Source organism: Pseudomonas marginalis (assembly GCF_008692035.1).
In the GTDB taxonomy this organism is placed as follows: Bacteria; Pseudomonadota; Gammaproteobacteria; order Pseudomonadales; family Pseudomonadaceae; genus Aquipseudomonas; species Aquipseudomonas marginalis.
In genome coordinates this window covers 2,838,427-2,862,674 of record NZ_VTFG01000001.1, presented here as the reverse complement: position 1 = coordinate 2,862,674, position 24,248 = coordinate 2,838,427, and the positions used below count along the sequence as shown (strand labels likewise).

Genomic DNA, 24,248 nt, shown 5'->3' with positions numbered 1-24,248 from the left:
TTTAAAGGGCCCCCAGAATCAGTCCTCTACCGGCGGATTCAACCGCATCCGCCGATTTTCCTGATACCAGTGCAACGCAATCAGCAGCAGTGTCGGTACGCCCAGCATGCAGGTGATCAGGAAGAAGTTGTGGTACCCGAACTTCTCCACCATCACCCCCGAGTACCCGCCGATCAGGCGCGGCAGCAACAGCATGATCGAACTGAGCAGCGCATATTGGGTGGCGGAAAACTTGAGGTTGGTCAGGCTCGACAGGTACGCCACAAATGCCGACGTGGCCAGGCCCGAGCTGAAGTTATCCAGGGAGATGGTGAAGATCAGCATCTGCAGGTCGGGGCCCATGTCGGCGAGCATCACGAACAGCAGGTTGGTCCCCGCCGACGCCACGCCGCCTATAAACAGGATCGGCAGGATGCCGAAGCGCACGATCAGCAGGCCGCCCATGCCGGCGCCGAGCAGGGTCATGATCAGGCCGAAGATCTTGCTGACCCCGGCGATCTGGTCCTTGGTAAAACCCTGGTCGATGTAGAACACGTTGGCCATCACGCCCATCACCGTGTCGGACATACGATAGGTGGCGATCAGCCCCAGCAGCAGCAATGCCTGCCAGCGGTAGCGCAGGATAAAGTCGTTGACCGGCGTGAGCACCGGCGCCAGGCCCCGCCGGCCCATTGCCGACAGGCACAGCGTGGTGAGAATGATATAGAGAATGGCGCGCAGGAACGCGCGGTCGTCCATCAGCAAGTCCCACAGGCTGACGCCGTGAAACAGCACGCTGGCGAAGTCGGTGTTGAACAACTGGGTGAACATCGCCGGTACGGATACCAGCAACACGATCAGCACAAACACCGACACCAGTTGATGCACGAAGCTATAGCGCCCGGCCTGCAACTGGGTGCGCAGCGGTACATTCGGTTCGCGCATGAACAGCGTGGTCAGCAGCGCCGGGATCATCAGCACGCCGAACAGCACATAGGTACCGGTCCAGGCCGAGTGCTTATAGTTGAAGCCGGTGGAGCCGAAGCCTTCGGCAAAGAACAGCGCACCGGCCGTGGCCAGCAGGGCGGCGATGCGGTAGCCGGACATATAGCTGGCGGCCAGGGCGGCCTGGCGGCTGTCGTCGGCGATTTCCAGGCGATAGGCGTCGACCGCGATGTCCTGGGTGGCGGAAGCAAAGGCCACCACGACGGCAATGGCGATCAGCCAGGACAGGTGTTTCTGCGGGTCGCAGAACCCCATGCCGATCAATCCGAGGATCACCAGCGACTGTGCAAGCACCAGCCAGGAGCGACGACGTCCGAGTTTACCGAGCAGTGGCAGGCGCCATTGGTCGAGCAGCGGCGACCAGACCCATTTGAAGGCATACGCCAAACCGATCAGGCTCGCATAGCCGATGGTCTCGCGGGCCACACCGGCCTCACGCAGCCACACCGAAAGCGTCGAGAACACCAACATGTAAGGCAAGCCGGCGGCAAAGCCGAGCAACAACAGCACTAACGTCGAGGGGCTGGCATAGGCGGCGAGCGCGGCGCGCCAGGTTTTACGGGGCATGGGCTGGAGTCTGCCTCAGATTCACGGAAACAAAGCGCGCACTCTAACCGCTGTGCTCTACCGGGCGCCAGCCATGGCGCTGAATATCCACGCGATTGTTGCGCACCGTGACGCCCTCATCGCGCAAGCGTGCCCGTTGCTCGTCGCCCGAGGCGCTGCCCACCGGCAGACTTATCCGACCACCGGCACCCAGCACACGATGCCAGGGCAATGTGGTGCCCTCGGGAAGTTGGCTCAAGGTACGACCCACCCAGCGCGCGGCGCGCCCCAGCCCGGCCAGTTGCGCCAGCTCGCCGTAACTCACCACGCAACCGGCGGGGACTTGCGCCAGGGTCAGGTACAGCGCGGTGCGGCGCATCTCGGCGGGGGTTTGTGGGGCATCGGCAGGCTGATTCACTGTGGGCATATCCGTTGGGATCGTCGGTCTTTTGTAAGAAACGTCTGTAAGTATGCTGTTGAGAATTGAACTCAACACAAATCCTTGAGTCAGTCCTAGCTATCTAACACGATAATCGCCCCTTTTCGCCAACCTTGAGCTCCCCATCCGCTTATGTTGTCCAGAACCCTGCTGTGCCTCGCTGTCTTCAGTGCCTCCACGCCCCTGCTGGCCGATACCGTCTGGTTAAAAAACGGTGACCGCCTGACCGGCAAGATCAAGGTCTTCGACGGTGGCAAGCTGCTGATCCAGACCGACTACGCCGGCGCCATTCCGGTGGACTGGAAGCAGGTGAAAACCCTGGAGAGCGACCAGGAGTTGCTGGTCAAGCAGGACGCCTACACCGGCGAGAAGGCCAAGTCCCTGCAGGCGGCGGACGATGGCAAGGTGGTGCTGGCCAATGGCGAGGCGCCCAAGACTGTCGAGCTGGCAAGTATCCAGCAGATCATCAAGCCCAAGCCGGTGATCGAAGACCTGGTGTGGAAGGGCAATGTCGACATGGCGCTGGACTACAAGCGCGCCGAAAAAGACACCAACGACTACGACATCGACTTCAAGACCACCGCGCGCCATGGCCAATGGCGCCATACCGGGCAGGGCGAATACAACCGCGAGTTCCAGGACGACGTCACCACCACCGACAACTGGGCGCTGGAGTATGACCTGGACCGCTTCATCACCGAGCACTGGTTCTGGCAGGGGCGCCTGACCTACAAGCGCGACAAGGTTGAAGACCTGGCGCGCCAACGTACCGTCGGTACCGGCCCGGGCTACCAGTTCTGGGACGACGAGCTGGGGGCATTCTCCCTCGGCTCGCTGGTCAACCGCACCGATTACGAGTACGCCGATGGCGGCAAGGACAACTTCTATTCCCTGGCCATGAAGTGGAACTACAACCGCTACCTGGTGGGCAAGACCGTTGAGTTCTTCACCAATGGCGAGGTGGGCAAGCCTATCGACGGCCCGGCCGAGTACTCCCTGGATGCGGAAATGGGCCTGCGCTATAAAGTCACAGAGTGGGCATCGCTCAACCTCAAGGCCGAGCGCGACGTGATCAGCGGCGATTCGGAAAGCAGCCTGAGCAAAACCCGCTATACCGCAGGCTTCGGCGTCGCCTGGTAATCGAGCCCTGGCAACCGGCGCGTAGATTGATTACCTTGTGTTGAGATCCATTCCCATACGCTATGGGCGGCTGAATACCCGAGGAGTCATACGTTGAGCGCGCAGGTTGCCAAGAACGCCCGAGAGCTGTTGCTCAAGGAATACCGTGGGGCTCTCTCCACACTCTCCAAGGCCATGCCCGGCTTTCCGTTCGGCTCGGTCGTGCCGTATTGCCTCGACGAGCAGGGCCGCCCGCTGATCCTGATCAGCCGTATTGCCCAGCACACCCATAACCTGCAAAAAGATCCCAAGTGCTCGCTGCTGGTCGGCGAGCGCGAAGCGGATGACGTGCAGGCCGTGGGGCGCCTGACCTACCTGGCCGAAGCCGAGAAACTCGAGGACCCGGCCGCCATCGAAGCAGCGGCCGAGCGCTATTACCGCTACTTCCCCGATTCGGCCAACTACCACCAGGCCCACGATTTCGATTTCTGGGTGCTCAAGCCGGTGCGCCACCGTTATATCGGCGGGTTTGGCGCGATTCACTGGATCGACCAATTGACCCTGGCCAACCCCTTCGCGGGCAAGGCCGAGCGCAGCATGATCGAGCACATGAACAGCGACCACACCAAGGCCATTGCCCACTACGTCGAGTTGGCCGGCTTGCCTGCTTTCGAACCTGCGCAATTGGCCGGCATCGACAGCGAAGGCCTGCACCTGCGCATCGGCCAGGCTTTGCACTGGCTGCCGTTTGCGGCATCTTGCAACACGCCGACACAAGTACGCGAAGCCCTGGTTTCATTGGCCCACGCTGAGGTCTGGCCGAAAAAAGCCGCCGCTGAAGCTTGAATTCACGAAACGGCGACGTCATCTAAGGTGGACTGGCAAGGCATTCTTGCGTTGAGGAACCTTTTGATGCGCCCTTTTTTATTGCTCTTTCTGCTGTTCCCGGTGTTGGAGCTGTTCGTATTCGTTCAAGTCAGCGGTGCGATCGGGTTTTTCCCGGCCCTGTTGCTGATCATTCTCGGCTCGATGCTCGGCGTCCTGGTGCTGCGTGTCGCCGGCCTGGCCACGGCGCTGCGCGCCCGTGAGAGCCTGAACCGCGGCGAACTGCCGGCCCAGACCATGCTCGAAGGCCTGATGATGGCGTTGGCGGGCGGCCTGTTGATCCTGCCCGGCTTTATCAGCGACGTAGTGGGCCTGGTGATGCTGCTGCCGTTCACCCGCAAATTGCTGGCGGGCAAGATGCGCCAGCGCGCCGAAGAGGCCGCTCTTCGCCAACGTGCGTTCGCCGACGACCTGCAACCCCGTGGCGGCCCGGCTCCGCGCCAACCGTTGGGGCGAGAAGGCGATGTGATCGAAGGCGAGTTCGAACACCGCGACAGCAAATAACCGCTTCACTGGCACGGCACCTTCGGGTGCCGTGTTGCTTTTATAGGCTGGCAGACGCAAAAAAAATCATCGCCGGCCCCTTGTAATAAGCTTATGCGCCCTTATGTAACGGTCACCGCAAGGTTTCTGGTGGCGACACCGGACAGACTTCCGTGTTTCGCCCAGCGAACCGCGACCGGCACTGCCGGAATACAACCCGCCGGTATCGATACCGGCCGATGAAAAACACAATTAGGAGAGATCGACAATGAGCAAGCTTCGTCCTCTGCACGACCGCGTCGTAATCCGTCGCAGCGAAGAAGAAAAGAAAACCGCTGGCGGTATCGTTCTGCCAGGTTCGGCTGCTGAAAAAGCCAACCACGGTGTGATCGTCGCTGCAGGCCCAGGCAAGACTCTGGAAAACGGTGACGTACGTGCGCTGGCCGTTAAAGTCGGTGACAAGGTTGTATTTGGCCCTTACTCCGGCAGCAACACTGTGAAAGTCGACGGCGAAGACCTGCTGGTTATGGCTGAGAACGAGATTCTCGCCGTTCTGGAAGACTGATTTCCCCGCTCATTTTCCCGTTACTACAAAGTATTTAAGGAATATCGATCATGGCTGCTAAAGAAGTTAAATTCGGCGATTCCGCCCGTAAGAAAATGCTCACCGGTGTCAACATCCTGGCTGACGCAGTAAAAGCGACCCTGGGCCCGAAAGGCCGTAACGTGATCATCGAGAAGAGCTTCGGCGCTCCGACCATCACCAAGGACGGCGTTTCCGTCGCCAAAGAAATCGAACTGGAAGACCGTTTCGAAAACATGGGCGCGCAGCTGGTCAAAGACGTTGCCTCCCGTGCCAACGATGACGCAGGCGACGGCACCACCACCGCCACCGTTCTGGCTCAGGCGATCGTCAACGAAGGCTACAAGGCCGTTGCTGCCGGCATGAACCCGATGGACCTCAAGCGCGGCATCGACAAGGCCACCATCGCCATCGTCGCTGAGCTGAAGAACCTGTCCAAGCCTTGCGCCGACACCAAGGCTATCGCCCAGGTAGGCACCATCTCCGCCAACTCCGACAGCTCCATCGGCGACATCATTGCCGAAGCCATGGAAAAAGTCGGTAAAGAAGGCGTGATCACCGTTGAAGAAGGCACTGGCCTGGAAAACGAACTGTCGGTTGTCGAAGGCATGCAGTTCGACCGTGGCTACCTGTCCCCGTACTTCGTCAACAAGCCGGAAACCATGGTTGCCGAGCTGGACAGCCCGCTGATCCTGCTGGTCGACAAGAAGATCTCCAACATCCGCGAAATGCTGCCAGTGCTGGAAGCCGTTGCCAAAGCCGGCCGCCCACTGCTGATCGTTTCCGAAGACGTTGAAGGCGAAGCCCTGGCGACCCTGGTTGTGAACAACATGCGTGGCATCGTTAAAGTCGCAGCCGTCAAGGCTCCAGGCTTCGGCGACCGTCGCAAGGCCATGCTGCAGGACATCGCCGTCCTGACCGGCGGTACCGTTATCTCCGAAGAGATCGGCCTGAGCCTGGAAAGCGCCACCCTGGAAAACCTGGGTAGCGCCAAGCGCGTGACCATCTCCAAGGAAAACACCATCATCGTTGACGGTGCTGGCGTTGACGGCGACATCCAATCGCGCATCACTCAGATCCGTGCCCAGGTTGCCGAGACGTCCTCGGACTACGACCGTGAAAAACTGCAAGAGCGCCTGGCCAAACTGTCCGGCGGCGTTGCAGTGATCAAGGTTGGCGCGGGTTCCGAAGTTGAAATGAAAGAGAAGAAAGCCCGCGTTGAAGACGCCCTGCACGCAACCCGCGCAGCCGTCGAAGAAGGCGTGGTACCTGGCGGTGGCGTTGCGCTGATCCGTGCCCTGGAAGCCCTGACCAACCTGACCGGCGACAACGCTGACCAGAACGTCGGTATCGCTGTGCTGCGTCGTGCGGTTGAAGCACCGCTGCGCCAGATCGCTGCCAACTCCGGCGACGAGCCAAGTGTTGTGGTCAACGAAGTCAAGAACGGCAAAGGTAACTACGGTTACAACGCTGCGACTGGCGTCTACGGCGACATGATCGAAATGGGCATCCTGGACCCTACCAAGGTGACTCGTTCCGCGCTGCAGGCCGCAGCCTCCATCGGTGGTCTGATCCTGACCACCGAAGCTGCAATCGCTGACAAGCCGAAGGCTGAAGGCTCGGCTGGCGGCGGTATGCCAGACATGGGCGGCATGGGTGGCATGGGCGGCATGATGTAAGCCAGCCTTACCCCTGTACTGAAAAAGCCCCGCCTGCAGTGATGCAGGCGGGGCTTTTTTGTGGGCGCTGTCTTTGGCTTCAGGTGGGCGTTGCGCGCGTGGAGGGCCGGTACAGCAACAGGCAATACAGCCCCAGGCAGATCAGCCAGCAGAAAATTGCCGTCCACACGTTATGGGAAAAGAAGTGTGCGCCTTGCATCATGCGGCTGACGGAAAACACGCTGCCCAAGCCGACGGCGAAGATGAATGCGCTGCGCGCCATCCGTGGCTGCCGGTCACGCAGTGCAAAAAACAGGGCAAACAAGGCGAACCCGGTGGCGGCATGACCGCCTGGCCAGCAGCGCCCGGGTTTATCGGTGGGCGGGCGAGGGCTCAGCAATTTGCTGTAGGTTTCCTGACCGCCGAATTCCTGGACGCTCCACGGGCACTGGACGCCGGTGATGGTTTTCAGCGGAGCGACAAACGCGGTCGCCAGCCCGAGTGACAGCACCAGGCAGCCCAGTTCACGACGATAGGGTTTGAGCCGTCGGAGAATAAACGTGCCGGCAAATCCCAGGATCGCCAGGACCGAGAACAGGATGACCAACTGTTTGGCACGATCATGCAGGATGTCTTCGAGGAAGAAACTGTAACGCCCGATGAAACCGCCCTCCGCACCGTTGTAGAACAGCTTGGCGAGGTCCATGTCCAGTGAGGTCAGCTCCAGCAGCAGCAATAGGAGCGCAGCGCCGCCGGGGATGCCCAGGCAGAGCCATAGGTTGAGAGGTTTGGAGACGGGGACGGCGGGGGTTGTGCCCATGGTGGACCCTGGTGAAAAACGTCCCGTACTGACCTGTACGGGACGTTTTGGTTAGCGCGTGCTCAGTGCCGGGGCCTCTTCCTTGGGCGCTCTCCAGCTCAGCAACTGTTGTTTGAAGCCATAGCTGGCGGCCTGGTAGTAGGTGATCGCCCGCTGGATCAACGGGTCATCGCTGCCGACCCGCAACTCCTGGCTCTCACCCAGGGCCTGGTCGTGGCGGCGCAGGCCCAGGCGTGGGCTGAGAATGGCCAGGTCCTTGCCGTCGAACAGGCCCAGGTGCTGGTAGTTGCCGACCACCACCCGAGGTGGCAGTGGGTTGTCCTGCAACAGGTTGCGACCAAAGAAGGTGGATTCGTAGCTCAGGTTGAGCAGGCCCAGCAGCGTGGGCGCCAGGTCGATCTGGCTGGCCAGTTGTGCGCTTTCCCGTGCGTCGATCAGCTTGGGCGCATAGATGAACAGCGGAATCTGGTAGTTGGTGATGGGCAGGTCTTCCTTGCCTGCGCTGCCGGCGGTGTGGTCGGCGACGAAGATGAAGATCGTGTTATCGAACCAGGGTTTTTGGCGGGCGGCTTCCAGGAATTGGCCGATGGCGTGGTCGGTGTATTTCACCGCGCCGTCGCGGCCATTCCCGGATTTGATGTCGATACGCCCATCCGGGTAGGTGTAGGGGCGGTGGTTGGAGGTGGTCATCAGTTGCAGCAAAAAGGGCTGCTGCTTGGCGTAGTCGGTGTCGGCCAGTTTCAGGGTTTGGTTGTACAGGTCCTCGTCGGCCATGCCCCAGGCGTTCTTGAACGAGATTTCTGACTCGGGCACGCTGCTCTGGTCCACGACGCGATAACCGTTGCCGCTGAAAAACGCGTTCATGTTATCGAAGTACCCGCGCCCGCCGTACACAAACACGCTGTCGTAACCGACGGCCGTGAGCTGTTGCCCCAGGCTGGCGAAGCCGCTTTCACGACCGATGCGCTTGACGATCGAGCGCCCGGGCGTGGGTGGAATCGCCAGGGTGATCGCCTCCAGGCCACGGTCGGTGCGGGTGCCGGTGGCATAGAAATTATTGAAATACAGGCTCTGTTTACGCAGCGCATCCAGGTTAGGCGTGAGGTTGCGCTCGTCGCCGTTGCTGCCCATGTACTTGGCGCTGAAACTTTCGATGGTCACCAGCACGACATTGGGTTTGCGCGGCGTGCCCGGGTTGCTGATGGCACGGCGAATATCCAGCGGGTCCCGGCCGATAAAGCGTGCGTTGGGTTCGCTGAGTTCTGCACGCAGTTGCTTGGCGATAACCTCGGTCGGCAGGCTTTTGTAGAACTGTGAGTAATCCAGCTCGTTGTTACGGAATGCGGCGAAAAACTGATACGGACCATTGCTGGCCAGTTCGTTCTTGTAGGCGTTGCCGCCCTGGGCTCGCGGGCTGTCCTGGCTGATCAGTTGCAGGCTGAGGCCAGCAATCACCAACAGGGCCAGGGCATTCACCAGACGACCACGCATCGGCGGCAGTGGGGCGTTCATCGCCGCATTGAACGGCTTGCGCAAGGCCAGGCTCAAGACAATCGCCAGCATGGCGAGCAGGCTCAGCAGTTTGCCGATCGGGTAGGACTCGAGCAGGTTGTTCAACACCTCGTCGGAGTACACCAGGTAATCGACGGCAATGAAGTTGAAGCGCACGCCGAATTCATCCCAGAACAGCCACTCGGCCACCGAGGTAAACAGCATGGCGAACAGGCTGACGGTGAGCACGGCCTGCAGGAACCAGCGGTGACCGCGACGGCGCCACAGCGCGGGTGGGCACAGCAGCAAATACAGGCCCAGCGGCAGTGCCGCATAGGCCAGGAAACCCAGGTCGTACAGCAGGCCCACGCCAAACACCGGCAACAGGTTGCCGCCGACTTCATCCAAATGAGTGATGAGCAGCACGCTGCGAGTGAGCAGGAAAATAACCAGCCAGGCACCGGTTACCAACAGCAGATAGCGCATTGGCGCCGTCTTGAGAAACCCCATGTCCATGTTCCTTATATCAATGGGGGGCGATCTTCTGCCTGACACTGTAGTCAGTTTGTGAAGCTATAGTGAAAAACTCGTTGGTAGGCTGAATCGGTTGAAAACCTTTATTGGCACGCCTTTCCGCTCTATCCCTGAGCCACACTTGGCCTTAAGCTGCGCGAGCCAACACGGCCGTTACCGCGTACGGAGACACTGCCCATGCGAATTCTATTGGTTGAAGACAACCGCGATATTCTGGCCAACCTGGCCGACTACCTGGGGCTAAAAGGCTACACCGTGGACTGTGCGCAGGACGGTTTGTCGGGTCTGCACCTGGCCGCCACCGAGCATTATGACTTGATCGTGCTCGACATCATGCTGCCTGGCATCGATGGCTACACCCTGTGCAAACGCCTGCGTGAAGACGCGCGCCGCGACACGCCAGTGATCATGCTGACCGCCCGCGACCAGTTGGATGACCGGCTGCAGGGCTTCAAGTCCGGTGCCGACGATTACTTGCTCAAACCGTTTGCCCTGTCGGAACTGGCCGCGCGCATCGAAGCGGTGCTGCGCCGGGCCCAAGGCGGCGGTCGCCGTGCCCTGCAAGTGGCCGATCTGAATTACGACCTCGATACCCTGGAAGTGACCCGCGAAGGGCGCCTGCTCAAGCTCAACCCGGTCGGCCTCAAGCTGCTCGCGGTCTTGATGCAGAAAAGTCCCCACGTACTGCGTCGGGAAGTGCTGGAAGAGGCGCTGTGGGGCGATGACTGCCCGGACAGCGACAGCCTGCGCAGCCACGTGCACCAGTTGCGCCAGGTGATCGATAAGCCGTTCGCCAAGCCGTTGCTGCAAACCGTGCATGGTGTGGGTTACCGCCTGGCCGAGGGCCGTGATGGAGTTTAAGCAAAGCCTTGCCCAGCGGATCATCATCGCCTTTGCCTTGATGAGTGCGTTGGTGGCGGGGGCCTTCGCCATGGGCATCGTCGCCACCGTGCACCTGGTGGAAGAGAAGTTGATCTCGGCAGGCTTGGGCGGTGACCTGCAGCGCCTGCTGCTGATGGACACCGTCGAGGACTGGCGGCACCGGCCCGAGCCCGACCAGCTGTTTTACTTCAGCGGTGGCCCGGGGGATTTTGAATTGCCCAAGGACCTGCGGCATCTGGAACCAGGGTTTCATGAGGTGTTTCGCGAGGCGCTGTCGTACCACGCCATGGTCGAAGTGGTCGACGGTCGGCGCTATGTGCTGCTGCAGGATCAAAGCGATTTCGAAGAGCGCGAGCGCGTGCTGTTTGCCGTGGTGCTGGTGGGCTTCGTGCTCAGCCTGGCGCTGGCGGTATTCCTCGGCTGGGTGCTGGCCCGTAAAGTGATGGCGCCGGTGGTGCGCCTGGCCCGCCAGGTGCGGCACCGCGACCAGTTGCTGGGCCTGGCGCCGCCCCTGGCCCCGGACTACGCAGCCGACGAAGTGGGTGAGCTGGCGGTGGCCTTCGACGCCACGCTGGGGCGCCTGCGCCAGGCATTGTCCCGTGAGCAGTTGTTCACCAGCGATGTCAGCCACGAACTGCGCACGCCTTTGATGGTCCTGGCCAGCTCCTGCGAATTGTTGCTGGAAAACCCGGCTATCGATCAGCGTGGGCGTAACCAGGTCGAGCGAATCGCCCGGGCCTGCGAAGAAATGCGCGAACTGGTACAAACCTTCCTGATGCTGGCCCGGGCTCAACATGATGACGGCAGCATGTCACCCAAGGCCAATCTGTCCCAGGTCGCTGATGATCTGCTCGGCATCTGGCGCGAGCCCATCGAGCACAAGGGCCTGGAGTTGATCTACCAGCCGGGCGACCCGCTGGATACGCGCTACAACGCGACCTTCCTGCATGCCGTGATGGGCAACCTGTTGCGCAATGCCCTGCATTACACCGAAAGCGGCTTCATCCGGCTGACCCTGGAGCCGACCGGGTTTGTGGTGGAAGACAGCGGCGTCGGCATTCCCGAAGACAAGCGCGAAGCGATGTTCGAGCCGTTCGTCCGCGGCAGTGAGAAGCGCGGTGAGGGCCTGGGGTTGGGGTTGTCACTGGTCCAGCGCATCTGCGAGAACCAGGGCTGGAGCGTTACCCTCAGCACCATGGAGCCCAATGGCTGTCGCTTTCACGTCCAGTTGAGTCAGGTCAACGCCTGAGCGTTCCCCCTGCCGTTATCCTGCCAGAGATCCCCGTAAATCGGCGAAGATGGCCCCATGATATTGCTTGTGTCTGTAAAGTCTTGAAATGTATGGGATTGGACAGGACAAGTTTTTCACAAGGGGTTGACCTGTTGATCACAGGACGCTGCTTAAGGTTGTAGGCATCAGCAACTGGAGATCCGTTGATGCCTACCCCGATCAAGCTCGAATTTTCCGAAAAGTACGACGACCAGCACGCCCACGAATATTTGCTCAAGCATCAGGACAATCTGGCTCGCCGGTTGTCCCACAAACGCGACGAGCAACTGGCCCGTGGCGCGTTGGCGATGGCCGGCGAGCCAGGCCTGGTGCTGGACCTGCCGTGTGGCGCCGGGCGCTTCTGGCCGCTGCTGGCGGAAAAACCCAACCGTGTGATCATCGGCGCCGACAATTCGGCCTCCATGTTGAAGGTCGCGATGGCCGCCCAGCCCGCAGAAGTGGTGAAACGGGTACGGCCCTTGCAGACATCTGCCTTCGATATCGATTTGCCGGATAACTCGGTCGACAGCATTTTCTGTATGCGCCTGCTCCACCACATCGGTGATCCGGCGCACCGTCAGGCAATTCTGCGGGAGTTTCAGCGGGTTACCCGTGACAGCGTGATCATTTCGCTGTGGGTCGATGGCAATTTCAAAGCCTGGAAACGCAAGCGTCTGGAAGGAAAGCGTCGCAAGACAGGTGAGCAGGAAGGTTACCAGAACAGATTTGTGTTACCGGCTGCTACTGTTGAATCAGAGTTCGAGCAAGCCGGATTCCGTGTTCAGGAATCCCTGGACTTCATACCGCTCTACGCCATGTGGCGGGTGTATGTATTGCGCAAGAGGTAACAGGATGGCAGTTGAGTGCGTAGCAGGCAGTCACGTAGCTCCCGAAGAACGCTTCGATTATTTCTGGCGTCAGCAAGGCGAATGGGTCGAAGAGCCCAATCGCCGGCGTGGCGGTGAAAGTGGTGTACAGCGGGTCATGACCGCCAATGGCCGTTTGCTCTACAGCAAGCGCCAGACGGGCCATATCTACCGCAGTTGGCTGCACCCGTTCGGACGCCCCACGGTGCTGCGCGAGCGGGATGCCCTCAGGGGCCTGCGACTGCTGGATGTTCGCGTGCCCGAAATGGTCTTTTGTGAGGCGCGTCGTGACCCCGAGCACCGCTGGAAGGCGCTGCTGGTGACCGCCGCCCTCGACGGCTTCGACGAAATTGAAAACTGGTACGCCGCCGGTGGTCGCGAACAGTATGGCGAGCAGGTGCACGAGCGCTTGCTCAAGGCGTTGGCCGCTACCCTGGCCCGCATGCACAAGGGACGCTGGCAGCACGGTTGCCTGTACATCAAGCATATTTTCGTGCGGGTGACGGGCGAGGGCGACTCGGCCCAGGTGGAAGTGGCGCTGCTGGACTTCGAGAAATGCCGCCAGCGCTTGACCGCTTATCGGGCAGCCTCCCATGACATGTTGCAGCTGCGTCGCCATTCGTCGTGGAACAGCACCGACTGGGAAAAACTCAGCTACTTTTATGAAACGGCGTTTGGCAGCGCTATCAAGGGTTTAACCAGATGAAGCTAGAAATAGCACGAGGTCTGTTCCTGGTCGGGGCGATGGGCATTGCCGCCCTGGCCCTGGCCGCATGGGAGCAACCTCGCACACAGGTACTCAGTGCGGTGCAAGGCGGCGGGCAATGCCTGCTGCCCCGGGTCGCCAAGGCGAGTGCGGCGGTCAAGCCTGATCATGAGTTGCTGTTGTTCATGTTTGGGATGTCCCAAGGGATGAGGCCGCAGAGTTGAAACGATTCAAACCCCCGAAGAAGGGCCTTGCGATGCGAGGCCCTTTTTTTTGCCTTTCAAACCTTATCCGCAACGCGGCTGCTACGGGGGCGCGGCGTTGGCTAGGCGGTATCTACGCAGCTCAGATCAGATGCAGGTGGTTATCCCAGAGCCCTGCCGGCAATTCCAACGGTTTGGCGACCAACTGTTTCTGGCGGCAATCGTAGTAGCGGCAACGCCCTTGGCCCGAGGTGACGACAAACCCGTCTGCCACTGCACCGACGCCTGCGCAGTCGGGCAGCGGTCCATCCAGGCGCAGCTCGGCAGTGTCCATGTCCCAGATAAAGAAGCGGTTGCCACGGGGTGCGGTCAACGCCACCAGGCGCAATTCGCTGTGCACGGCGACGCTGGCGGTGTAATGCCCCATGGCCTGCAACTGCTCATCGGCCACCGGGAACGCCATGAACGGCTCGCCCGGGCGCTTGATCGCCAGCAACTCGGAGCGCTCCTGGGACGGTCCCATGAACTGCTGGCCGGTGAGAAGGGTGCCATCGCTGGCGATGCCCATATGGCGCACGCTGTTCATCTGCTGGCCGAGGGTTTCCTTGCTGATCAGCGTGCCGTCACGGTGCATCAGCACCAGGCTCGGTTCCATCGCGTTGAGGTTCATCTCCACGCGGCTTTCGGCTTCGGTGCGAATGCCGCCGTTGGCCACCGCCAGGGTTTCGCCGTCGGGCATCCACGACACCTGGTGCGGGCCGATGCCATGGGTGGAGATCTCGCCGCTGTGCACCAGGCGCTCGCCTTCGAACTTGTACACACCGAGCAGGCCACGGCCGGGATCGGACGTGTCGTTCTCGGTGGCGTACAGCCAATCGCCGCTCTTGTGGATGACCGCATGGCCATAGAAGTGGCGGTTGGCGTTCGAGGTGAGGGTTTGCAACAGCGCGCCATCGCGCAGGTCGATCAGGTAACTCTCGGTGCCCGGGCGGCGGGCAACAAACAGCGCAATCGGCAGCGTCGGGTGGTTGATGATGTCGTGGCAGCGCTGGCCGACCTGGGTGGCGAACACCTGCTTGCCGTCCAGCTGAAAGCCCACGGCATAGTGCTTGCCGTCTGCATCATCGCGGGCCGACAGCAGCAGCGGGCGCTTGCCTTTCCCTTTGAACAGCGTCCAGCCACCCAGCGTGAGTGCGCTGAGCAGCACGCTGCCGATCGCCAAAGCCTGTCGCCTGAGCATCATCAGTCACCGTCGTTGGCATTGAAGCCCAGTTGAATCCCCAGCGCCTTGGCCAGCTCGCCTTCGTGCAGGCGGTGGACGACGTTGAGGCTGTCGTAGATGTCGTTGAGCTGCTGGCGCCCGGCGTCATCGTTCAACAGTTCGTTGAGGGTACGCTGGTTGCTGGCGAACAGTTTCAGCGCGGCCGCATAGGCTGCGTCGATCTTGTCGGCCAACGGCTTCTGATCCGCCGGCAGCAAACCACGCAGGCCCTTGTTGTCCACGCCCACCCACACGGTCTGGGCGGCGGCGAGGCTGGCTTCCAGGCTTTGCAGGGACGACTGGCTACGCCATGCATCGGCCTGGAACGGCTGCGGGATGCCCTTGGTCTGGCGGCCCATGGGCGTGCCGAGTTTTTTCTTCAGGGTGTCCAGTGCGGTCACTTGTACGCGCAGCAGATCGGCGATGGCTTCGTGGGAATCAGCGTAGCGCTGGTTCGGGAACTTGCTCATCTGCGCGAGCATGCCGTCGGTGCTGTTCCAACTGGCCAGGATCTCTTCGGCCAGGGCTTTCTGGCGCTCACCGATGGCCACCAGCAGCGGGCAGTAACGGGCTTTCTGCGCCTCGTCGGCGATGTCGGTCCTGGCGTCGTAGAGGATGTATTCGTAGGCCGACAGGCCCTGCACCACCACGCTGGACTTGGCCAGTGCGGCACCGTCGATCTGCGGCTGGGCGGCGACCAGTTGCTCGACCTGGCGGCCCACCAGGTTCTTCTTGTCCGGCCAGAACTGCACCTGCCACGAGCGGTTGCCCTCGGCCAGCGGGCCGATCAGCAGCGGTTGCAACTCGGCCCAGGCTTTTTGCGCGTGGAGGAAGTCGGCGCGGGCAGTGTCCAGGCTTTCCTTGCCCTGGCAGTAGGCGAGGGCGCTGACGGCCAACTGACGGTCGGCTTCGACCCAGCGGCTGTAGGTCGGCAGGATCACCTGCTTGGCGATCGCCGCCGAGGTCACGGCTTGCGGGTCTTGTGGCGAGCAGGCGCCCAGGGCGAGGGCGGCCAGGCTGGTGAACAACAACTTGGGACGGAACATGTCGAGCTCCCTTCTGTAATTGGGGCGAAGCTTATAAAGAATTCAGGAACGCCAGCAACGCAGCGCGCTGCTCGGCATTGAAGGACAACACATGCTGCTGCGCCGCTTGTGCTTCGCCGCCGTGCCACAGCACGGCTTCGAGCAGGTTGCGGGCGCGGCCGTCATGCAGGAACTGGGTATGGCCACTGACGGTCTGCGTCAGGCCGATGCCCCACAACGGCGGCGTGCGCCAGTCGCGGCCACCGGCCTTGAATTCCGTGCGGTTGTCGGCCAGGCCTGGCCCCATGTCGTGCAACAGCAGGTCGCTGTAGGGGCGAATCACCTGGTTGGCCAACTCGGGTTCGGCGGCATTCGCAGCGGTGGTGAACGTCGGTTTATGGCAACCCTGGCAACCGGCCTGGTAGAACAGGTTTTTCCCGGCCAGCACCTGCGGCGTGTCGACGTCGCGGCGCACGGGCACTGCCAGGTTGCGCGTATAGAACAGCACCAGGCGCAGGATGTTGTCGCTGACTTCCGGCTCGCCATCGGGGCCATTGCCGTTGGGTGCCTGTTTGCAGGCGACTTGGGCGTCGGTGCAGTCATCGAAGGGTCTCAGGGAGGTGGTGAGGCCCATATCACCAGAGAACGCGTGAACATTTTGTTGATTGAGGTTGGGTTGCCCGGCTTTCCAGCCAAAACGCCCGAGTACGGTTTTTTGCTCGGCGTCATCCCAGACCCGATTCGCGCGGCCGACGAGGGCGTCCTTGTCGGCGGTCTTCGGGTCGGTATTGCGCAGGATGTCCGCGTCGCTGATGGCTTCGAGCAGGCCCAGGCCGATCATCGGCGGGGCGATGCGTGCGGAGAAGCGTGTATCTGGATGCATCGGGCCATAGCCGAGCTGGGTGATTTGCAGGTCGGGCTTGCGCAGCTCGACGACGGTGCCGTCCTTGAAGGTGACGTTGACCGGCGTGTAGTCGACGCGCACCTTGCCTTCCGGCGGCACGCCGGGCACCGCCATGTCTTGCAATTGCCCGCCGTAGACGGGCTCGGGTACCACCCCGGCTTGCTCGATGAGCTTGGCGTAGGGCGGCTGGTCCTGGGTAGACAGGGGAATCGACAGGCGCACCAGCATCGACACCGCATTGGCCGCGTCGGGCAGCGGCGGGTGGCCACGGCCGTCCTTGATATGGCAGTTCTGGCAGGCGTTGGTATTGAACAGCGGGCCCAGGCCATCGCGGGCGGTGGTGGTGGACGGCGCGATCACCCAGGGGCTGCGAAAGAAGCTGTTGCCCACGCTGAAATCCAGGCGGCGCGTGGGCGACAGGTTGGCCGAGGGCAGGGAAAACGCATTCTGGTCGCGCTTGTTCACCGTCGTCGCGCCGCCCGCTCGCGCTTCACCCGGCTCGGCCTTGGTGAAGCGTGGGGCGTCGTCGCAGGCGGCCAGGCTCAAGGCCATCAACGCTGCGCACAGGCGAAAAAGCGAACGAAACATCGAGTTTCCCGGACCAAGGCTGAAAATAAGGTCGCAAAGTCTAACAGGGCGGGGCGGATTGAATAAGAGCAATTATCGTTTGGTGGCATCCCGATTCATTCCCGCTAGAATGACCGCACATTTTTTTCTGGAGGTGGCCAATGCAGGCTCTCGACGCTTTGCTCAACCGTGTTTCCGTGCCGCGTTTGCTGGAACCGGCACCGACCCAGGAGCAGTGCGATGTGCTGTTCGCCGCAGCCATGCGTGCGCCCGACCACGGCCAACTGCGCCCTTGGCGTTTCCTCACCGTGGAAGGTGCCGCCCGTGAGCAGATGGGCACGCTGTTGGCCGAAGCCGCTCGCCTGCAGGACGCCGATGCTCCCCAGGCTGTCATCGACAAGGCCCAGAACGGCCCGCTGCGGGCGCCGCTGGTGGTGGTGGTGATTGCCCGCCTGCAGGAACACTTCAAGGTGCCCAAGTCTGAACAACTGTTGGCAGCCGCCTGCGCGGCCCACGGTATTCTGCTGGCGGCCTATGCCCAGGGGATTGGTGCGGTGTGGCGCACGGGTGAACTGTCCTACTCGGCTCATGTCGCCAAAGGCCTGGGGCTGACGGCGGATGAGGAGGTGATTGGCTTCCTTTATTTGGGTACACCGCAGAACCCGCCGCGTACGGTGCCGAAGGAAGATGTGGCGGCGTTTGTGCAGGCCTGGACGGGTCTCTAAGCAGTAGGCGGTCAAAATGTGGGAGGGGGCAAGCCCCCTCCCACATTTGACCGTTGGTGTGTCTTACACCTTGAACTGATCCATGAGTTTCATCTGCTGGCTGGCCAACGCATTGAGCTGGCTGCTGATGGCCGCCGACTCGGTGGCCTGGCCGGTGAGGGTTTCGGTCACGGTGCGGATCGCCGAGACGTTGCGGTTGACCTCTTCGGCCACGGCGCTTTGCTGCTCGGCGGCGCTGGCGATTTGCAGGTTCATGTCGCTGATCACCGTCACGGCATCACTGATCTTGCCCAGGGCCTGCGCGGCTTGATGGATCTGCCCTGCGTTACTCTGGGCCTGGCTCTGGCTCGAGTGCATGGTTGCCACCACGCCACGGGTGCCGCTCTGGATACGTTCGATCACCTGGCGGATTTCCTCCACCGAATCCTGGGTGCGCTTGGCCAGGTTGCGCACTTCGTCGGCCACCACCGCAAACCCCCGGCCGCTTTCCCCGGCGCGTGCGGCTTCGATCGCCGCGTTGAGCGCCAGCAGGTTGGTTTGCTCGGCAATGCTGCGGATCACTTCCAGGACTGAACCGATCTGTTCGCTGTTGACCGCCAGGGCTTCGACTTCGCCCACCGCCTTGCTGACTTCTTCGGCGAGGGTGGTGATGTCGCGGGTGCTCTGCTCGATGATCGACATGCCTTCACGGGCCGACTGGTCGGCGCCGCGTGCCGCGCTGGCGGCATTGGAGGCGCTGTTGGCGACGTCATGGGCGGTGGCGCTCATTTCGTTGGACGCCGTGGCCACCTGGTCGATTTCGCGGAACTGCACCTGCATGCCTTCGCTGGTCTGGCGTGCGATGGCCGAGGACTGGTCAGCCGTGCCACGGGCTTCGGTGATGCTCTGCTTGATCTGCGCGATGGTCGGTTGCAGTTTATCGAGGAAGCGGTTGAACCAGTTCACCAACTCGCCCAGTTCATCTTTCTTGGCATAGGCCAGGCGCTGGGTGAGATCGCCGTCGCCGCTGGCGATGTCCTTGAGCATGGCGGCGACGCTGTTGATCGGGCGGGTCACGCCGGTGGCGGTGAGCCAGATCAGCAGCAAGCCGAGCAGGCCGGCGGCGGCGCCGACCAGCAAGGCCTTGAGCGTGCCGCTGGCCTGGGCGTCGTCGAGTACCGCCTGCAGCTTGACGTTATCGGCCAGCATCACGCTTTTGGGCAGTTTGATCACCACGCCCCATGGCTTGGCATCGGCGAGTGGCTTGACCGGGTACACGGCGCGAATAGTGTCGCCCTGTTCACGGATCATGCGGTTGTCACTGGCCAGCAATTGCACGATTTCCTTGCCTTCGGCGCCAAGGGTGTCGATCAGGTTCTTGCCGACCTTGTCCGGTTCGCCGCTGTAGGCGGCAATCAGGCCGGTACTGGAAAGAATCTCCAGGTGCGCCGCGCCGTTGAACAGGTCTTTCTGTGCGGCGTCGGTGGTGGCTTGCAGGGCGGTGAGGGCAATGTCCACACCGATGACGCCGATGAGTTTGCCGTCGACGATCAGCGGCGAAGCGATGGTGGTCATCAGCACCTTTTTGCCGCCCACCGTATCTTCATATGGGTCCAGCAGGCAGGTAGTGCGGGTGTCCCGGGGGCAGGTGTACCAGATGTTGTAGGGCGTACCGTTGAGGGTGAGGGTGGTCTTGTTCAGGTCCTCTTCGACCATGACGGTGTTCAAGCCTTCGCCGCCGGCACGGCTCCAATAGCTGGAGAAGCGCCCTTTTTCGTTGGAGGCGCGCGCTTTGTCATCGACGAATTCGCTGTCCTTGCCATCCAGGCTGTTGGGTTCGAACGACAGCCAGAAACCCAGCACCTTGCTGTTGCGATCGAACGTGGTTTTCAGGCTCTGGTTGATTTCTTCGCGCAGCGCGCCGGCGTCCAGGCCACGCTTGCTGGCCATGGTGCGCAGGTCCTTGACCTGGTCGGCCAGTGCGGTCAGCGCCAGCAGGCTGTCGCCGAAGGTTTTCTGCAGTTGCACTGCCTGTTCGGCCGCCCTGGCTTGCAGCAGTTGTTCCACGCCGTCGGTAAGCATGCGCGAGCTTGAGTCGCTGACCAACTGATCGTTCTGGTTGGTGTTGTAGATGTTGATGCCGACCACCAGCGCAATCACCCCCAACAGGCAGAGCCCGGACAGCAGCACGATTTTCAAGCGGATAGAGAGGGTGTCGAACATAGGTTCACTCACGAATGGGCATGTTGGAGGGCTCGCAGTGCAGGCCAAGTCCATTCAGCGCTATGTCTGAAACATCGGCGTAACAAATTAATTCATGAGAGGCAGGCGATGAGCGGTAGGAGAACGGCTACAGCCGGCGTCACACGGGCTGTGCGAGCCGTTCCGGGCGTGACCAGATCCATAGGTTGCCCAGGCTCATCCCGGCAATCGCCAGGTAGATCGGCCAGCCGTGGTCGAGCATCACCAGCATCAGGATCGCGCACAGCAGCATGCTCACGGTGGCACTGACTTTGGCCCGGCGCGCGATGATCCTGCCGTTGCGCCAGTTGAACAGGATCGGTCCGAACAGGCGGTGGTTTTCCAGCCAGGCACTGAGGCGCGGTGAGCTTTTGGTCGCGGCCCAGGCGGCCAGGAGGATGAACTCGGTGGTGGGCAAACCCGGCACCACAATCGCCACCAGCCCGATGCCCAGGCTGACGTAGGCCAGCAGGCCGAAGAGGATCTGTGCGATTTTCGAGGTGGATTGGGGTTTGCGGGTCATGGTGTGTGCAAAGTAGGGGATAACAAAAGAGTCGGCATTGAAATGCAATCAACTGTGGGAGGGGGCTTGCCCCCGATGGCGGAGGGTCAGGTACCTATTTGTTGACTGATGCACCGCTATCGGGAGCAAGCCCCCTCCCACATTTAAACCGCATTTCAATGTGGGCGATCAGGCCAGTTCAGGGGCGCTAGCGTACGCCTGTTCCAGCAGCACGGTGAAGCGCACAAATGCATCCACCGCGCCTTTTTCCGCTGCGGCTTCTTCCTCGGCGCTCAATTGCAACGCATCCAGGGTGCGAGTGAAGCTTTTCCAGCCTTCGGCGCGACCACCGGCCGGCTCACCCAGGTGGCGGGCACCGAAGGTTTCGCTCAGGCCCAGGCCTACGGCGCGCTTGATCAGGAACGCCGCGCCCAGCTTGGAACCTTCGGACACGAACAACCAGCCCAGAGCTTCGGCCTTGCTCGGGTTCTTCAGTGCACCCGCGACCGGGGCAGGCACTTCGGTATCCAGGTCAGCCAGGTCCAGCCTGGCGGCTTCGGCGCGGCAGCGTTCGGCCAGGTCAGGCACGATCTTGATCAGTTCGGCATCGTTGTACAGGGCCACCAGTTCCGACTGGAACAGGTACTGCGCCACTACGAAACGCGCGAAGTTGGCCTGGGTTTCAAACGGCGCGTGGGCCTTCACCAACGCGTCCAGCTTGGTGTGTGGCTCGTGGGTAATCTGGTTCAGGCGCTGGGAGCGCAGGCTTGGGCGTTCTGCGGTAGAAGAAGCGGTCATGAAAAAGTCCTTGAGAAGGGGGAGCGCCTTATGGCCCTTAAAGAGAGCTGTTATCAACTAGACGAACAAGAAGACGCGGCACAGTAAAAAATCCTCACCTCGCCGCTGAAATTTCGACGAGGTGAGTCGGGTGTCGTCAGATGTCCCAGATCAGGTTGATCGCAACGTTGCGGCCCGGCTGGGTCAGGCGGTCGAGGTTGGCCGGTCCGGTCACCGCGGCTTCGCCGACACTGTCGTAGCTGCGTACGTCATCCCAGTTCCAGTATTTCTTGTCGGTGAGGTTGTAGAGGCCGCCGTTGATGGTCACGTCCTGGGTGACTTTGTAGAAGGCGGTCAGGTCGACAACCCCGAAGCCCGGGGTCTTGAAGGGGCCGCTGGTGTCGCCGTCCGGCGCGTGGAAGGTACTGCTGTCGACGCGATCCTGTTTTTTCACCAGGGTCCAGCTCAACAGACCACCGTAGTTGTCCTGATCGTAGCCCAGGCCAAATACGCCCTTGAGCGGGTTGACGCTGTTCAGCGGCTCGCCGTTATCGTCGTTACGACCGTAGGCATAGGACACCGAACCCTGGGTGTAGAGGCCCTGCGGGGCGCCGAATGCATCCAGGTTCAGGCGCCCTTTGGCTTCGGCCCCCTTGATGGTGGCGCGCTTGATATTGATGGCCTGGAACTGTTCGACCGTGCCGCCGACGACGGCGTTGTCCTCATCGATAAAGTCGCGGTACTTGTTGTAAAACACGGCGATTTCAAAGGATCCCTCGTCAAATTTGCCGCGAATCCCGGTTTCGATGCCCTTGCTGGTTTCTGGCTTGAGGTCGGGGTTCGGCTCGACGGTGTAGCCCAGGTTGAGGTTTTCAAAGCGGCCGTACAACGCCTTGGCGGATGGCGTACGGAAACCTTCGGCATATTGGCCGAACCAGGTGTATTGATCCGTCAGGGCGTAAGTCAGGCCGAACTTGGGCGTCACACGGTGCCAGGTTTTTTCCTTATCGCTCACCGGGTCCGCGCCAGTCGGGTTGACGGTGTTGAGGAACTCCTGGGTCAGCTTGGGTTTGAGCTGGGTGTAGTCGTAGCGCACGGCGGGCAGGAAGGTCCATTTGTCCCAACTGATCTGGTCCTGTGCGAACAGCGAGTAGGTGTTGATGGTCGGGTCGGGGAAGTCGCTGGACTTTTTCACACTGTCGGAGGCCATCGGGCTGGGGGCGCCGATGGCGGTGCAGCCACTGCCGACGGCCACACAGGTCGCGCCGCCCTCGCGCGAGCCGGTGACTTTCTGCTGCTTGAGGGTAGTGCCGTAGGTCACTTGGTGATCGGTTTCACCGAGGCTGAACGCTTTGTCCAACTGGGCATCGAAAATCCACTGTTTTTCCTGGTACAGCGTGTCGCGGGTACGCAGGACACGCCGGCCTGACTGATAGATCTCGGCAGTGGTCTGGTCGGTCTTGGCGATCTGGTAGTTGAGGCTGGTCTTGATCCGGTCGGCAATCGGCGACTCAAGGGCGAAGCTGTTTTCCAGGCCGAAACGTTCGCGGGTAATGGTGTCGTTACCACGGCGATCACGGTAGAGGTTGAAGCCTCGGCCGCCGATGAACGGGCCGCCCACCGCGTTCTTCAGGTTGACGTCGCGATCATCCTTGTACTTCTCATAGGTCAGGCCCAGGCGGTTGTCATCGCCATAGTTCCAGCCGAGCTTGGCCAGGATATTGGTGGTGCGCGCGTCCTCGGGGTTGGCGCCGGTACGGGCCAGGCCGGTGGCGTTGTTGCCGTCGTAGGATTCGGTCTCATGGCCATTGCGCTGGCTCAGGTGCAGCAAGCCATCGAAGTCCTGCACGCTGCCGGCGACGGTGCCGGAGGTCAGCCAGCTTTCGTCGGCGGAACTGTAGCCGGTCTTCAGGCGTGCGCCGACGTCCTGGCCGGGCTTGATGATGTCGTCCGGGTCGAGGGTGAAGTAACTCACGGCGCCGCCGATGGCGCTGCTGCCGTAGAGGGCCGAGGCCGGGCCGCGCAGGATCTCGACGCGCTTGACGATTTCCGGGTCGACGTAGTTGCGGCGGGTCTTGGCGTAGGGGCCGTTGAAGAAGTTGTCGGGCACTTCCACACCGTCCACCTGGGTGAGGATGCGGTCGCCGTCGATCCCGCGGATGTTGAACCCGGCATTGCCGGCGCGGGTGCCTGCGCCGCCGACCGAGACGCCGGGCTCGTAGCGCACCAGCTCACGGATGGTGTTGACGTTCTGGCGGTCCAGTTCTTCGCGATCATGCACGCTGACGGTGCTCGGTACGCTGTTCACATCCTGCGCGTTACGGGTGGCGCTGATGGTCACCTGTTGCAGGTTGAGGGTGCTGCCCGCCGTGCGCTTTTCCAGGACGATGTTGTTGTTGCCCAGCTTGCGGTAGCTCAGGTTGGTCCCCACCAACAGCCGGTCCAGGGCTTTCTCCGGCGACAGGGCGCCGCGCACCCCAGGGGACGACACACCCTGGCCCAGCTCGGCGGGCAGGCCGACTTGCCAGCCGGTCACGCTGGTAAAGGCGTTCAGCGCCGAAACCAGTGGCTGTTGCTCGATGCTGAAGCTGTAGTTGCCGTGGCTGTGGGCGGCAGGTTCGGCGGCAGTGGCGGCCATCACTGGCGAACCGGCCAGCAGGATGGCGGCGGTCAGCAAGGACAGCACGGGGGAGGAGGACCGGCGGTTGAAACGAGAGGACATCGAGAGCGCTCCGGAAGGTACGAATCTTATAGTTGCGAACCGAACCAAATAGGAATCAGTTGCATTGGCTAAGACG

At 61.7% G+C, this 24,248-nt stretch carries 22 protein-coding genes; 11 read left to right on the top strand and 11 right to left on the bottom strand.

Going from position 1 to position 24,248, the window contains the following annotated elements; translation table 11 throughout:
* Positions 1-18 precede the first annotated feature (18 nt).
* Together FX984_RS13415 and FX984_RS13410 are read right to left on the bottom strand one after the other, a co-directional pair.
* A complete protein-coding gene (locus FX984_RS13415; RefSeq protein WP_027605474.1) occupies positions 19-1,551 on the bottom strand; it encodes an AmpG family muropeptide MFS transporter in 1,533 nt (510 codons plus the stop codon).
* Positions 1,552-1,594: 43 nt separating this feature from the next.
* Positions 1,595-1,957 (bottom strand): MGMT family protein, encoded by a 363-nt coding sequence (locus FX984_RS13410; protein ID WP_043293512.1) that lies wholly within the window; start codon positions 1,955-1,957, stop codon positions 1,595-1,597.
* A 144-nt stretch (positions 1,958-2,101) separates the two neighbouring features.
* On the opposite strand from FX984_RS13410, the gene FX984_RS13405 reads away from it, so the two are divergent.
* From FX984_RS13405 to groL, 5 genes are all read left to right on the top strand, one after another.
* The gene (locus FX984_RS13405) at positions 2,102-3,109 is read left to right on the top strand and encodes a DUF481 domain-containing protein (protein WP_027605476.1); all 1,008 of its coding nucleotides are present in this window, start codon (positions 2,102-2,104) and stop codon (positions 3,107-3,109) included.
* A 93-nt stretch (positions 3,110-3,202) separates the two neighbouring features.
* A complete protein-coding gene (locus tag FX984_RS13400) occupies positions 3,203-3,934 on the top strand; it encodes a HugZ family pyridoxamine 5'-phosphate oxidase (protein WP_027605477.1) in 732 nt (243 codons plus the stop codon).
* A gap of 66 nt (positions 3,935-4,000) precedes the next feature.
* Complete coding sequence (locus tag FX984_RS13395; protein WP_027605478.1) at positions 4,001-4,477, top strand: FxsA family protein; 477 nt, start codon at positions 4,001-4,003, stop codon at positions 4,475-4,477.
* A 247-nt stretch (positions 4,478-4,724) separates the two neighbouring features.
* Positions 4,725-5,021 carry a co-chaperone GroES gene (locus tag FX984_RS13390; protein ID WP_003175874.1) on the top strand — a complete coding sequence of 99 codons (297 nt, stop codon included), beginning with the start codon at positions 4,725-4,727 and terminating at the stop codon, positions 5,019-5,021.
* A 50-nt stretch (positions 5,022-5,071) separates the two neighbouring features.
* Entirely contained in the window at positions 5,072-6,718 is a 1,647-nt protein-coding gene (gene groL / locus FX984_RS13385) for a chaperonin GroEL (RefSeq protein WP_027605479.1), read from the top strand.
* A gap of 79 nt (positions 6,719-6,797) precedes the next feature.
* Here the strand turns inward: groL and FX984_RS13380 are convergent, their stop codons facing one another.
* Together FX984_RS13380 and FX984_RS13375 are read right to left on the bottom strand one after the other, a co-directional pair.
* Entirely contained in the window at positions 6,798-7,517 is a 720-nt protein-coding gene (locus FX984_RS13380; protein WP_092358359.1) for a phosphatase PAP2 family protein, read from the bottom strand.
* Positions 7,518-7,568: 51 nt separating this feature from the next.
* Positions 7,569-9,518, bottom strand: a complete 1,950-nt coding sequence (locus FX984_RS13375; RefSeq protein ID WP_146477282.1) for an LTA synthase family protein — start codon at positions 9,516-9,518, stop codon at positions 7,569-7,571.
* A 201-nt stretch (positions 9,519-9,719) separates the two neighbouring features.
* On the opposite strand from FX984_RS13375, the gene colR reads away from it, so the two are divergent.
* The 5 genes from colR to FX984_RS13350 all read left to right on the top strand — a co-directional run bounded on the left by colR (position 9,720) and on the right by FX984_RS13350 (position 13,490).
* Positions 9,720-10,403, top strand: coding sequence for a two-component system response regulator ColR (gene colR, locus FX984_RS13370; RefSeq protein ID WP_027605482.1), 684 nt, complete (start codon positions 9,720-9,722; stop codon positions 10,401-10,403).
* The gene (locus tag FX984_RS13365; RefSeq protein WP_027605483.1) at positions 10,393-11,673 is read left to right on the top strand and encodes a sensor histidine kinase; all 1,281 of its coding nucleotides are present in this window, start codon (positions 10,393-10,395) and stop codon (positions 11,671-11,673) included. Before colR ends, FX984_RS13365 begins: the two co-directional genes overlap by 11 nt.
* A 188-nt stretch (positions 11,674-11,861) precedes the next feature.
* Positions 11,862-12,542, top strand: a complete 681-nt coding sequence (locus FX984_RS13360) for a class I SAM-dependent methyltransferase (RefSeq protein WP_027605484.1) — start codon at positions 11,862-11,864, stop codon at positions 12,540-12,542.
* A gap of 4 nt (positions 12,543-12,546) precedes the next feature.
* On the top strand, positions 12,547-13,266 hold the full coding sequence (locus tag FX984_RS13355) for a lipopolysaccharide kinase InaA family protein (RefSeq protein WP_092358364.1): 720 nt from the start codon (positions 12,547-12,549) through the stop codon (positions 13,264-13,266).
* Positions 13,263-13,490: a hypothetical protein gene (locus tag FX984_RS13350; RefSeq protein ID WP_027605486.1), complete on the top strand. Its 228-nt coding sequence runs from the start codon at positions 13,263-13,265 to the stop codon at positions 13,488-13,490. Before FX984_RS13355 ends, FX984_RS13350 begins: the two co-directional genes overlap by 4 nt.
* 121 nt (positions 13,491-13,611) lie before the next feature.
* Here FX984_RS13350 and FX984_RS13345 read toward each other — a convergent pair whose 3' ends face one another.
* Genes FX984_RS13345 through FX984_RS13335 form a run of 3 tightly spaced genes read right to left on the bottom strand, consistent with a single transcriptional unit; the run spans position 13,612 to position 17,247 of the window.
* Complete coding sequence (locus tag FX984_RS13345) at positions 13,612-14,709, bottom strand: DUF1513 domain-containing protein (RefSeq protein ID WP_027605487.1); 1,098 nt, start codon at positions 14,707-14,709, stop codon at positions 13,612-13,614.
* Between the two features lie 2 nt (positions 14,710-14,711).
* Entirely contained in the window at positions 14,712-15,776 is a 1,065-nt protein-coding gene (locus tag FX984_RS13340) for an imelysin family protein (protein WP_027605488.1), read from the bottom strand.
* Between the two features lie 31 nt (positions 15,777-15,807).
* Complete coding sequence (locus tag FX984_RS13335; RefSeq protein ID WP_146477284.1) at positions 15,808-17,247, bottom strand: di-heme oxidoreductase family protein; 1,440 nt, start codon at positions 17,245-17,247, stop codon at positions 15,808-15,810.
* Positions 17,248-17,387: 140 nt separating this feature from the next.
* On the opposite strand from FX984_RS13335, the gene FX984_RS13330 reads away from it, so the two are divergent.
* A complete protein-coding gene (locus FX984_RS13330; RefSeq protein WP_146477286.1) occupies positions 17,388-17,951 on the top strand; it encodes an NAD(P)H nitroreductase in 564 nt (187 codons plus the stop codon).
* Between the two features lie 63 nt (positions 17,952-18,014).
* Here FX984_RS13330 and FX984_RS13325 read toward each other — a convergent pair whose 3' ends face one another.
* From FX984_RS13325 to FX984_RS13310, 4 genes are all read right to left on the bottom strand, one after another.
* Positions 18,015-20,153, bottom strand: a complete 2,139-nt coding sequence (locus FX984_RS13325) for a methyl-accepting chemotaxis protein (protein WP_146477288.1) — start codon at positions 20,151-20,153, stop codon at positions 18,015-18,017.
* A gap of 139 nt (positions 20,154-20,292) precedes the next feature.
* Positions 20,293-20,694 carry a YbaN family protein gene (locus FX984_RS13320; RefSeq protein ID WP_027605492.1) on the bottom strand — a complete coding sequence of 134 codons (402 nt, stop codon included), beginning with the start codon at positions 20,692-20,694 and terminating at the stop codon, positions 20,293-20,295.
* A gap of 168 nt (positions 20,695-20,862) precedes the next feature.
* Positions 20,863-21,471, bottom strand: coding sequence for a biliverdin-producing heme oxygenase (locus FX984_RS13315; RefSeq protein ID WP_146477291.1), 609 nt, complete (start codon positions 21,469-21,471; stop codon positions 20,863-20,865).
* Between the two features lie 136 nt (positions 21,472-21,607).
* Positions 21,608-24,172 (bottom strand): TonB-dependent receptor, encoded by a 2,565-nt coding sequence (locus FX984_RS13310; protein ID WP_146477293.1) that lies wholly within the window; start codon positions 24,170-24,172, stop codon positions 21,608-21,610.
* Positions 24,173-24,248 lie beyond the last annotated feature (76 nt).